At 40.7% G+C, this 13490-nt stretch carries 6 protein-coding genes; 1 reads left to right on the top strand and 5 read right to left on the bottom strand.

Annotated features, from left to right (window positions below; translation table 11 throughout):
* Nucleotides 1-329: 329 nt before the first annotated feature.
* The 5 genes from IKW96_RS13610 to IKW96_RS13590 form a co-directional block, all read right to left on the bottom strand.
* Nucleotides 330-3902, bottom strand: coding sequence for an RHS repeat-associated core domain-containing protein (locus IKW96_RS13610; RefSeq protein WP_296576031.1), 3573 nt, complete (start codon nt 3900-3902; stop codon nt 330-332).
* Between the two features lie 765 nt (nt 3903-4667).
* A complete protein-coding gene (locus IKW96_RS13605; protein WP_296576028.1) occupies nt 4668-6866 on the bottom strand; it encodes a dockerin type I domain-containing protein in 2199 nt (732 codons plus the stop codon).
* Nucleotides 6867-8182: 1316 nt separating this feature from the next.
* Complete coding sequence (locus IKW96_RS13600) at nt 8183-9967, bottom strand: S8 family peptidase (RefSeq protein ID WP_296576025.1); 1785 nt, start codon at nt 9965-9967, stop codon at nt 8183-8185.
* Nucleotides 9942-10508 carry a hypothetical protein gene (locus IKW96_RS13595; protein ID WP_296576021.1) on the bottom strand — a complete coding sequence of 189 codons (567 nt, stop codon included), beginning with the start codon at nt 10506-10508 and terminating at the stop codon, nt 9942-9944. The genes IKW96_RS13600 and IKW96_RS13595 overlap by 26 nt, the downstream gene beginning before the upstream one ends.
* A 747-nt stretch (nt 10509-11255) precedes the next feature.
* Entirely contained in the window at nt 11256-12266 is a 1011-nt protein-coding gene (locus IKW96_RS13590) for a DUF5050 domain-containing protein (protein WP_296576018.1), read from the bottom strand.
* 237 nt (nt 12267-12503) lie between these two features.
* On the opposite strand from IKW96_RS13590, the gene IKW96_RS13585 reads away from it, so the two are divergent.
* A partial coding sequence (locus IKW96_RS13585; protein WP_296576016.1) for a glycoside hydrolase family 9 protein occupies nt 12504-13490 on the top strand: 987 nt, incomplete at its 3' end.

Below are 13490 nucleotides of genomic sequence, written 5' to 3'. Positions count from 1 at the left end.
AACAAATCCGACCAAAGTAATTGCTTCTATTGTATTACGACAATTGTCCAAAAGGCAGTATTAAGCTCGTTTAAAGCAGAATATCAACTTTGCAAGCATTATTGCACTTAATTCATGCAACAATATGTTATATTGTATCAGATTTATACAATAAGTTCTAACCATTAATTGCTATTAAATAATTTTCTTAAATCTGTATATACTTACCTGCCATAATTCATCATGCCTCTCCATTCAATCCTATAAAAATGTATTCTTTTATCTCAATAACATAACTGTCTCATATTAAATTATATGTTAGCTTAACGAGCACTTTTTCATAATATATATCACCATACAGCATAGCGATATATCCTGAATGTACCGACATAGGTACTGTAATTCAGACCTGTAGTGCTCGTGTAATCCCTGTCTGCGTTCTGCGGATCATAGATATGATTTCCAGAAGCGTCAACATCACGCACTTCTGTATTTCCGGGCTTGTGCGACCACCTTCCGTTACTGTCCTTTCTGTACCAGTGATAATCCGTATATCCATTACTGAGGTCCAGTACAAGGGCAATATCATAGCCCGAACCGTAGGCAGGATCAGCATATATCCAGTTCCAGGCTTCAAGATATTTGTTGCTGACATAGCCGATATCTTCACTCATTTTCTGAATATCAGCATTCAGTGCGTTAATTATCTTTTCTGCATAGCTGTTTCCCGGACGCAAATTGAAATCCGCCCCACTGATATTCCCGGGATTCACAGCAATATACTGATTTGGCTCCCATATACTGTCACTTGCATACATATTCAGAGCATAGCAATAGCAGTTTGCTTTGTATTTCCTTAAACCGTTCCATATTGAGGCTGAATACACGGGACTGCTATCAAAAGTTCCGGAAATCGTTAAATAACGGTTGAATTTAAAAGTATTTCCGCCTGGGTCGCTGTACATTACGGGATTATTTTCACAGTATGCAAAAAGGTTGTAGCTTGCTGCCGAGCCCTTAGCGCCGATATATTGCACATCATCAGCATTTATAAAACGGCGCACCTCAGGATCGTAGTACCTTGCATTAAGATAGTAAAAGCCTGTTTCTTCATCGTAGAAATAGCTCCTGTAGCGGAAAGGATTGAGTTTAGCAATATAACTGTCACCGCTGACTGATACAATATTTCCGAATGCGTCATAGCTGTACTCGCAGACATATGTACCTCTGCTATCAACAATGCGCTCAATATCTCCCTGAGCATTCTTACTGAAATAGTAAGCCTCATCGCCATGTTCCATTCCGATAATGCTGCCGCCCTCGTCATATATGAACCAAATATTGTCATTTCCGTTCTTGAGCTCGATCAGCTTATCGCCCTCATAGTTATAGGAAGTTGCTGCTCCGTTTACTGTTTTAGAAGTTCTGGCGCCGTTGATATCATACGTATAAACGATATCACTGTCACTGGTTTTAACACTTTCAAGCTTCCCGTATTTTCCCCAGCCGAAAACCATTCCGCTACGGTATGATAAAGGCTTTCCCGACATATCATATGTGAAGCTCTGCCCGTTATACTCTGTAAGAAGATCGTTCCATGAACTATCATTGTATCCGTATGAAGTTATATTTAAGGGCTCTCCGGGCTCCCCTTCCGTAAAGCTGTATTCAGCAACATAAAGGATATTTCCGTACTTATCATAGGAATACACATATGTCCTGCCGGCTGCCCTGTTATTTTCGCGGACAAGCCTGTTAAGATCATCATATTCATAGGACGACCTGTTCTTATCATTGATATTAATTGCAGAAATATTGGCATTTCTGTCGTAATCATAATCAATAGCTCTCCCGTCTCCGAATTCTATCTTTTCGGTACCGTATTCGGAATTCTGCCATTGAGCTGATAAGATTTCATTATCATTCACGCTTATAATCTGATTGAAATGCTCATAGCCTTCAACCACTGTATTAACGCTGCTGTTGCCTGTAATGAGCGCTGTATCGGCATTATAGCTTTTATTGAATACGTCCCCTGTAATTACGGTATTCTGCGACTTCTGCGTTCCGTTGTCGTTATATACCACGTTCTGAGACCTCTCGTCTCCGGAATACTCATAGCCAAATCCGCTGCTTGTCTCCACCGAGCTCAAAACGCTGTTATCGCCATTTTTATCGTAGCTGTATTCATATGTGGTATTATTTATGTGGTCATACAGCGCAGTAACGGAGCCGTTTTCATCATAATCCACTTCATATGCTTCTTCACCGTCAAATTCAATTCCGACTATCTGTCCGTCATTGTCATAGCTATACTCTACATCGGTATCTTCACTGTGAACAGCAGACAGCTGATTATCGGAATATTCATTGTTAAGGAGCTCATAACCGTTTATGGTCACACCTGTAAGATTTCTGTTCTCATCATAGGTATACTCATACCTGTTTCCATTGTGCGAAACGGAACTGAGATCATCTCCGTCATATGTATATGCATTGACTACAGACTCGTCAGGTGTCACCGTTACCATATCGATACAACGGTGTTCAGCGTCAAATATGCCATAAACCCTTTTGTTTCCGACAGACTTTGTTCTGACGGAATCTGTAAGCCAGTTATAAACTGATTCACATTTCTCGCCGTTATCGTTTATAAAACGGTGCACAATATCAAATTTACCTGTCTTAACAGTGATATCATCCATGATTTTCAGTTCAGCTCCGTCCTGAGGTTCAAGGGGAGAAGCATCAGCATTATCGTATATGCCGTCAAAGTCGCTGTCAATGAGATACGGGTCTGAACCTGAGAGCATTTCAGCATAATTATTAAGCTTATCACCGTCAAAGTCGCTGTCACTGTCAAAAATAAGCGGATCAGTATAAAGTGTAAGCAGCTCATATCCGTCGTTAAAACCGTCACCGTCAGTATCGGCTGAATAGGGGTAAGTTCCGAGCATTGCCTCATAAGCGTCGGGTATTTCATCACCGTCAGTGTCGATGACCGCTTTGCTTATTCTATCATTTTCTTTTCTGAATGTGGATATCCTGCTCCTGATCTTATTGCCGAACTTGTCCGTTGCGGCTATCATATAATCGGCAGTCTCTGCAAAAGCACCTGTATCAAGATATATAGTATTGTCAGATGTTTCGGTGATTTTTCTGAAACCTCCTCCGTCATATCTTGCATAGACAGATTTGCTGCACAGCTCATCATCTCCACTGAACATGAACGTTATGTTTCCGTTCTCGCCGTTATAGAACGAAACAGGTTCCGATATCCTGTCATTGCGAATAAACTCAAGGTCATTCAGCATTGACATTGTTTCAGCTGTTGAAGAAAGGCTTGCATGGCTGCCCTCAATAACTATCTTCTTTGCTATTACCGCGCCGACTATTTCCGTATCATGGCTGTTGATATATACCGTGCCATTGGGCGCATAGATGATACCATTGAAAGCAAATCGCAGAGCATTGACATAAATATCTCCGCTCTTTGAGTAAAGAACAGTTCTTTCACCGCTTGAGACAGTTTCAGCATTCAGTCTTATGTTTTTCTCTGAAACTATCTCCTTATTTGCTATGAGCCTTGAAGCTCCTATGCAGTAATCCGAACTGCTGTATGCTCCCTCTGTGATCTCAAAGACGTTGCCGCAGATATCTGAATGTGATACTATCTCGGTTTTGTCATCAAGAAAGCTCATTATACCCGAACTTATATCGGGAATATCAGATGTCTCGCAGATATCACCGCTGATACCGAGATCACTTACGTTTATCAGGACTTCCCCGGCCCTAAATACATAGTTTTCCGAAGCAGTATTATCAGCCGCATTAACAGCTCTCATCCCGGAATAAGGCGCTGTTATGCCTGATAAAATAACTGCTGCCACGGACAAGGCAAGAATTTTTTTTGTTTTTTTCATCAAATCCTCTTTCTAATTACATTTACAGCAACAAAAAGTGTTTTTTAGCGGAGTAATAAGTGCAAATATAATTGGTGTATTTATCTATGATCAATAGCCTGTTCTGACGGCTTTACAGGCTAATATCAACTTTCAGGAATAATTGTTGAAGCATATCAAAAGTTATTATAAAGATATAATATAGAAAGATAATATTTTTAACGCCTATTTATTATATCATTCTTTATTTTTTATGTCAATATTTCGGGAAAAGGTTTTAAGTTTCCTTATAATTGAACGGTTTCATAAACGCCTGTAAAACAGGGTATGCTCTGGATATTCGCTGCCGAAATCAGTCAATTACTCAATTTAATGCTTCCTTTCAATCTCAGCCATCTTTTTCTTGTGCCCCGGCAGGAAAAGCTTACTTTTCCTAAATTCCCACACTGCCAGAGTCTGATTTTATCTTTTCAAGCAATTACATTCTTTGATATTTGCCTATATTATTGTTTTTTCAATTTTTTGGATTGGTGTACATGCTTACAATTCAAAAAGAGCTTCAAAGTAATACTTTTCTTTTTTAAGTTTTAGACTCAGTGCAGTTGTTTCAAATTTACCACTGGGCAAACGTTCAATTCCCATATTGTATTCAGCAGATATCATACATTTTATCTCGTAGAGCGCACATATCATTAAAGTGGGATATAAGTGCCCCATTACAATGGAGAGTAAAAAACACAACAGCCTGTACTTTCAAATGTACAGGCTGTTGGCAATATTACACAGCTATTTCTTTAAAAATTCTTCCATCGGCTTCAATTCACTTGTTGTTGTGGAAGCATAGGCATAGTATGCAAGTATCTTTGCTGCATCGACCGCGTCTATGATACCGTCACGGTTCACATCTGCGGTAAGCTTTTTCTTTTCGGTAAATCCTCCGTCCTGATTAGTGGAAATACGCGCATAGTACGCAAGAACTGCAGAAGCATCGACTGCGTCGATTATTCCGTTATTGTCCACATCGCCAAGCTTATAATCCTCCACCGCACTTACAGTGACTTTAAGCTTAACTACGTTATACCGGCTGTCTGTAATTGTGATCGTAGCTTCACCAGCTCCAACAGCTTTTATCGTTCCGTCGGGTGAAACCACCGCAACATCGGTATTATCCGAAACAAACGAAACATCACTGCGGTCAAGCGGTATCTTGTACTCCTCACCATTGCTTACAGCTATCGAATTTATAGGCAGTTCCAAAGGCGGAGAAGTCGTTGTAGTTGTTGTTTGCGAAGTTGATACGTCAGCAGTCGTTGATGTAACTGTTGTAGAAGTTGAAGTTGTTGTTGTTGTCGTGGTAGTAGTTACGGTCGTGGTAGTAGTTTCAGTCAAAGGCACAACTATGCTCAAAGATTTAGGCACTGATCTTCTGCCGTATTCCGCCGTATTTCTTGAATCCTGAGCGTAAATATAATACTCTATCATACCTGTTCTGATTTTTGAAAGCGGAATTGTTGCCGAATACGTTTTATCTGTAGTATTCTCCATAGTCAGTGTATTCCAGGAGTAATCCCCTCTGTTCCTATAATAAAGTATAGCATTTTTCACGCCGAAATCATCGGCAATATCGGCAAAGATAGTTATGCCTATATCAGGGATAACACCTGAATTGTGGACATTGCTTATTGTCGGACACACGTTATCTAACGTATCATAAGGACTGCAATTTATTATATTTGAAGGTGCTGATTCATTGCAATTCGTATACACTACCGTAACGTAATAACAATACTCGTGATCGCGCAGAACATCTTTGTCCGTATATTTCGTTTCATTTGTCGGGATAATATAATCATTGAGCTTCTTGTAATTTGCAGTCGTATTATACCAAGCAGTATTAATTACTTCTGTGCGGTACAATGAATAGCCAAGTATCTCCCGATTACCGTTATACGACCAGTTAAGCATATTAACGCCTGAAACGCCTACTCCGTTCAGTATAAGATTTTCCTTCTGAGGAATACTTGTTGAGGTACTTGTATACGAATAACCCGAATTATACATCGTTGTTGTGGTTGTCGAGGTAGTCGATGCTGCAACGGTTGTCTGTGAAACAGGCATTATTTCAATGATACAAGGCTCTTTTTCGGTTCCGAAAAACGACTTGTTGATACCGTCGGAGGTTTCAATATAATACATCAGTTCTCCGTTTTTGACTTCATAAGATGAAAAAGTATGCTTGTAGTTTGCGCCCGTAGGATTTTTCATGCTTATTTTGTTCCATTCCTTTTCATCTGCATACTTATAATACAGGGTTACATAATCAACCTTGACATTATCGGTAACATTGGCGCTGATAATAACAGCCTTTTCGGGTTCTGAATAGGTTACGGGAGTATGCGTTATCTGTGGTTTTGCGCTGTCAAGAGGAATACATTCTACCGTATTTGAATGCGATGACTCCTTAAAGTCCGTATCGACGGCAGTAAAATAGTAGTAATATTTCTGACCTGTAATAACCTCGGTATCAGTGTACTGCAACTCTTCATTTGATAAGAGAGTCTTGTTAAGCTTTGTGAAATACTCATTATCGATTGAACGGTACAGGTTATAGCCTGCAAGAGTTTCCATTTCGTCCTGCGACCATGTGAGCTGATTTGCGCCTGATTTGCCCGTACCCTTGAGAGTAATAGCCTGTACAGTCGCAGGCTTTACAACATTGAAGCCAAATCTTCCACCGTCGTTTCCAGTGACGAGCCAGCGGTCGTCGGCTGCTACCGCGCCCTCGGAGCGGATATATGCTCCTTCGCCGTTATATACAAATCTACCTGCCCATTCTCTTGCTGAAATCCAGTCACCGTTTATAGCATAATTATCATAAGTATATGAGGCCTCGCCTACTTCATAATAACTTCCATCAGGATTTCTAAATCTATCTACCCTATAAGGATATCCAATTGTAACTTGAGGCTGAATATCCCGAGCCATATCACGATTAAAAAATATATGAAGTGTTACTTCTTGGTTTAAATAGACATTGTCAAGCCTTTCACCATAATTATCCGTAATATATGCTTCTGTCATAAATGGATATATTTTTTCAATTTCAGGCGAATCAAGTTTAAGATATGATTTTTCTATTCCCGGATATTCTTTTTCAGCACCTTTTGGAATGCCTATCAATTCAGGATCATCTGTTCCGTAATAGTTGCAATTCCCACACAAGTTCATACAATCCCATGCTTCTGCATGGTATTTTTCAGGCTCGTTATTTTGAATCTCCTTAAAACTAAATGTTATACTTTGATATGACGGAGGAGTAATATTATAATTATTTAGAAATGCGTTATTGTTGATTCGGTTATGAAAGAATGGTATAGTTTCCTTATACTCGCTTGGATTAACTATTACAACATTATTATTATATTCTCCATAAGATGTGAAAGTGTTGTTGCCATGGTCGACACAAGCATCAACATAGTTAAATAAACAATTATACGCCTTTAAACAAAATATTCCAGCATGAACCATCATTACTGCGCTTGTAGGAGGAGAACCATTAAAAACAGAATTTGAAGCTTCATCAATACTCTTATTATAGCTATGATCTTTTATATTAAACTTGCAATGGTCACAGTAATTAAGTGAAAAACCAATGCCGCTTATTTCAGTATAATATAATTTCGATTTTGAGCCTCCACGCAAATTTCCGGAACCAGATAATATGATTGGATTATCCTCTGTTCCTTTACACAAAAAATATCCTGATTCTGCGTTTAATGTAGCATTAATATTCACCTGTGCTCCCGGCTTTATGTTCATAGCTACATCTCTACTAAGAGTAACATCTTCATCAATTATCCAAAATCTCGACCTGTCAAGAGTAATATCCTTCTTAATCTTGCCTCTGAGATATTGAATATTCTGAACTATAAACGAGCACTCATCAGTTACGGTATAGACCTCTTTATCTTCCAAATCAAATCCATTCTTGGCAGTAACGGTCAATTTGAACTCCATTTTTCCGTCATTGGGCGCGTTATCATTTACCTTGATACGTATCGGCTTTGAAACGCCCTTAACGCCGTCGCTGTCGCGTGCAAAGCCGTTATCAGCTTCGCTGAACGACGGTATATCGCCGAAAGATACAGTCTTATCCAGCACCTCAACGTATGGATTAGCCTTGCCGTCAGCTCCTACAGCTTCTATCTTTACATTAACGTCGGAGGCTGCTCCCCATTTATTCCAAATTGATATTCCGAGTCCTACAGTTTCGCCCGGCTGGATTATGCCGTCGCCGTTGTTTACCTTGGAAATATCGGTAGAATCGACTTTACAACGTCCATTATCCGCAGGTCGGGTCGCGGCTGGACAGTAAGGCTGTCAATTATGTTAAGCCGTGGATACTCCACCTTTTTATCATATACAGCCACAGCCGTGGGATTGCCGACAGCAGCTGCTGTCGCAACGTTCTGAGCTTCAACTGACTTTTTAGTGAGTTCAGGACGGAAGGTTCTCAGTTCAAAATCGCGGAACTCCTTGCCGTTCTCGTCATAGAAGGTCAGACTGTTCATGTCAATAGCGTAGGAACCGTCCTTGCCCTCATATGTCGATATGGTAAAGCTGCCGTTGGTGCCGTTGTTTTCGCAGTATGCGGCAAATTTACCGTTTTCAGGATTGAATTCGTAAAGTATCTCGCCGCTCGAGGACTCGATAAGCTTTATATCGTCAAATTCTCCCGAATAAGGCTTGCCGTTGAACTTGAGCTGTCCCGTTATAGCCTTGAATGGCAGATTTGAATTATATGTAAAGGTATATTTTGTGCAGCTGCCGTCCTCTTCGATATTGACAGACGGTATGTTAAAATATATAATTTCCTTGCTTATAGTAGCTGAATCCATGATATCTTTCAGAGAATCACGGTTATTGCAGAGCCTTAGTATGCTGACTGCGTCGAACATATCGGCAGCTCCGTCACAGTTCACATCGCCCATGCTTCCGCTGAGCTCATTTATACCAACGAGCCCTTTCAGCATATATGCAAAATCGTCCTTTGTTATGCCTTCTATGCCGTCAACATCTGCATTTACCAGTGGGTCTTCCGATTTTACGTAAGTTGTGGTGCTTGTGGTGACAGATGTGGCAGTTTCAGAGGTTGTGGAAACAGGAACAGTTACGGTCGCAGGCTCGGCTGAAGCCCTGCTTTTTGGGGCATTTATGAGCTGTCCAGTGGTATATTTTGCGTTATACTTGCTTTTATTAGGATATTCGCTTCTGATGATAGCTGCTGCTGCCGAAACCATAGAAGCTGACAGTGAAGTTCCGCTCCATACTGCATATCTGTTATCAGGAAGGGTACTGTAGATATCAGTACCGGGAGCTGTCATTTCATATTCGCAGCCTTTTCCCGACAAGTAATCCCAGTTCGAGAAGCTTGCAAGACGGTCATAATTATCCGAGGCCATAACTCCTATAACACAGCTGTATCCTGCAGGATATGAGTCCATACAGTTCTTGTAGCCGTTTGAATATGCCTCGCTTGTAGGCAGGCCGTCATTGCCTGCAGAAGCAACAAGCACAGCGGACTCAGCAGCTTCATTGAGAGCAGCTTCGACCACCTGCGACTTTTCCACGCCGCCGAAAGACATATTTATTATATCAGCGCCGTTATCTACGGCGTATTTGACAGCTTTTGCGATATCGTAGCTTGCAAAGGTTCCATCCGACCTTCCTGCCTTGATACACATGATCTGCGCTCCATAAGCAAGACCAATACCGCCGCCGTTTCCTGCGGTCATGGCGATAGCACCTGCAACATGAGTTCCGTGACCATGATCGTCCATAGGGTCGCCGCTACCTGTTATAGCATTTATGCCGTGAACATCGTCAACATAGCCGTTTTCGTCGTCATCAATTCCGTTATTCGGTTTTTCTCCCGGATTTGTCCATATATTTGCGGCAAGATCCTTGTGGTTATAGTCAACGCCTGTGTCGATAACAGCAACTATCGCGCCCTTGCCCGGAGATCTGCTGTTTTTAAGGCTTTTCCAGACTTTTTCTGTTTCAAAGCAGCTTAAAATGAGCTGCACGGTCAAATTCCTCCTCAGAAACTTCAACAGGGGCGCCTGTGGCAGTCTTTTTCCAAACGAAAACAGGTTCAGCCGAAACTATGCTTTCGTCCTCGGTAAGCTTGTCCACAACGCTCCATACGTCGTCTGACGAAGTATAAGCCTCATAAAAGACTTCATAAGTATCTTTCTCCGCAGCAGATGTTTCATAAACCATGCTTACGCCATAAAGTCCATATTTGCAGCAAATGTCGCTGTTGTTGTTCAGATAGTCCCCCTGTTTATTGTCCGAACGCACATCAAGTATCGAGAAAACAACCTTATTTTCGGAAATATTGGCTGTTTCTCTGAACTTTTTCTCTTTTTCAGCTGCCTTCAGCTCAGCCAACGGATCATATGCGTGTTCCGTGCCTACATACTCATTTTCGGATATGCCGGTCAATTCATCAGCAGTAACGTTGTTTTCAGCACTGACAGGCAGTGAAATACTCAGACTTCCGACTGAAATATTGACTGATAAAGCTAATGAGACCATGCATGATATCAACCTGTTTTTTCTCATATGATCACCCCTTATTACATATCGAGCCATAGGCTTTACTTAATTATATCATTATATCCACGGAATAATGTGAATTTTTTGTTATTACCGATAGTAAAACATAAAAATTGTTATTTGGAACAAATCACTTTTCTCTTTTTGGTGCACTATGACAAGAAAAAACTTTTTGATACGTATCAAAAATGATTTCTATTGAAGCGATAACTGAATTCATTTTCGTTTCAAATGGAGTTAGAATATTATGATTTTCAATGGAAGTTTCGCCTGCGATATAGATAAAAAAGTTTTTGAAACTTATTTGCTATTCTGAATGTTGTAAGCAACGCCATAGGCTCGCAGCCGGAATTAATCAGTATATTTTCCATTTATTGGTGTTTTTTAGGTGGTTATACTCTTTATTTTTGTCTTTACAATTTATTTACACTTCGATATTTAGTTAAATAAACAGGCGTTCATCTAGCTATCGTGAACGCCTGTTTATAGCCTTTTGTATTGTGGAACATAAGAAATTCACCCCCACACTGCCAGAATAAGATGGTAGTAATCCATTATTCGGAGCAGTCCCAACACTTCCCTATATTTCGTTATTTTCGGATATTGACTTTTTCATATTTCATTTCAGATACACATTTTTCGCCCCAATAGCGGAAACGGTTTATTCAAGCAGAATGCATGTATTTCACTCGTTATCTTCAAATTAACGACTATTATTGGCAAAAAAATAGTGACTTATGCAAGCAAAGAAAATCAACTCAGAGCAAAGAAATCTGCACCGAGCTCATTTCTTTCTGAATTGATCTTTGAAAGCAATACAGCTTCCCTGCCGTTAAAATAATAAAGATCATAATCTCCGTGCTGTGTACTGCTGTAGATATATGAGCCGAATCCTACCGGACAAATATCTGAGAAATCACAGTCCGATCTATTAAATGAAAGTCTTACAGTCTTTCTGCCGTCATAATGCATCAACTGATCATGATGATCGTTTCTGCTCAGCCATTTAGTAAAATACAGATCTTTACCATTAACAATAGGATAATAGGCATTTACTCCATTTTCACTGTAAATAACTCTTCGTTTCCCATTGCTCAGATACATACGGTATATGGAGCCTATACCCTTCTCATATCCTGCATAATAAACTGATTTTCCGTCAGCAGAAAAGCAAGGCATAGCTTCCTCGGAAACATCATCTGTAAGCATTGTAACCTTTTTGTTCTGAACATCTAAAAGCGCCAGATCATACTGGAAATCGTTAATTGTACTATTCCATTTTCCGCGCTTGAATACAATACTTTTTCCGTCCGGAGACCATTTCGGATCTTCATTGCGAAATCCGCTTCGTTCAGTCATATTTTCAATACTTCCATCTACGGCGTTATATATGAAAATATCCCATTCGTCCGCTTTCTTATCTATTGCCATAAATGCAACTTTATCCGGAGTAATACCAAAGCTGCCGTTCATTGCATGAACAAAATTCCCATCTATCGTTCTTACTTTTCCATTAGGCTCCATGTAATACAAACAGCTGTCCATAGCTGAGTAATCAGTGTAGCTGTGCCATACGAACCAGCCCTCCGGAACATGACTTGTTTTATGAACAGGTGCAAAAGATATAACAGCAGCTGCCATAAGTGCAAAAAATCTTCCTGACATATTTATCTCCTCCGTAATAAATCCAATACATTGATATAAGCATATCAAATCAATATTATTCAGCAATTTAATTATATCACTTTTATAGGTATCTTTCAATAGGAATTCACATCGGAATGCTGATCAATCCTTAGAGTCTTTTACATATAATTCTGGTAATTATATGTAATTAAAATAACACTTTTTTGTCCTTTATAGCAAAATTCTGAACAAAATATCACAATTAACCATATAGTAATCGTTTTGTAACTGTTTTGTAACTCGTTTTTAAGCCAAACACTGTATAATGTAAACTAAGCATGTTATAGGCAAATATTTTGAAAGAAGAGTGATAACATGATAAAACTAAAAAAGCTCAAATCAGCCATCATCAGCAGCGCAGTTGCTGCTACCGCATTTGTTTCCCCTCTTGCAGCAGTGACCCCCTCTCTATCGGCAAATGCAGCAGATGGCGACAACTACGCAAAACTCCTTCAGTATTCCCTCTATTTCTATGATGCCAATATGTGCGGTAACAATTCCGATTGTGCTCTCTCATGGAGAGGCAATTGCCACACAGATGACGAGGTCCCTGGCGGATTCCACGACGCTGGTGACCATGTAATGTTCGGTCAGCCTCAGGGCTACACAGCAGCTACTCTCGGCTGGGCCTACTACGAATTCAAGGACGCTTTCGATGCAACCGGACAAACCGCTCACCTCAAGGTTATAACAGACAAGTTCGCCAAGTTCTTCCGTGACGCTACAGTTCTCAACGGAAATAGCGTTTCAAAAGTTCTTATTGAAAAAGGCGAAGGCAATACGGATCACCAGTACTGGGGAGCACCTGAGACTCAGGGTGACAGAGGCCGTATGCTCTGGTCCACGGGCGGTGCTGCAAACGTAACTGCTGAATATGCGGCAGCTCTTGCAGCTAACTATGTAAACTTCGGCAACCCTGATGATCTTACTTACGCTAAGGCACTTTACGACTTCTCCAAACAGAATCCGGCAACTTACTCTTGTGAGTTCTACGGAAGCGGCGAGAGCGGATCAGCTGACGAGCTCGCATGGGCTGCAGGCTGGCTCTACCTCGCAACAAAGGACGAAGGATATCTCAATGACCTTAAGAATGGTCCTCTTGGTTACTGGGTAATGAACTGGGAGAATGTTTCACTTGGTGCAGGCGTACTCCTCGGATCTATCACAGGCGACTGGTCACACGCTCCCGAGCTTGGCAATCTCTCAGGCGACGGATATAAGTTCTACGACAAGTGGGGCTCGGCAAGACACAATGCAACAGCTCAGATGTGCTCGCTCGTAGCTGCAAAGCACGGCAAGGGT

The sequence above is a fragment of the Ruminococcus sp. genome (genome assembly GCF_017549005.1).
In the GTDB taxonomy this organism is placed as follows: Bacteria; Bacillota; Clostridia; order Oscillospirales; family Ruminococcaceae; genus Ruminococcus.
This window is presented reverse-complemented; position numbering and strand designations above follow the sequence as displayed.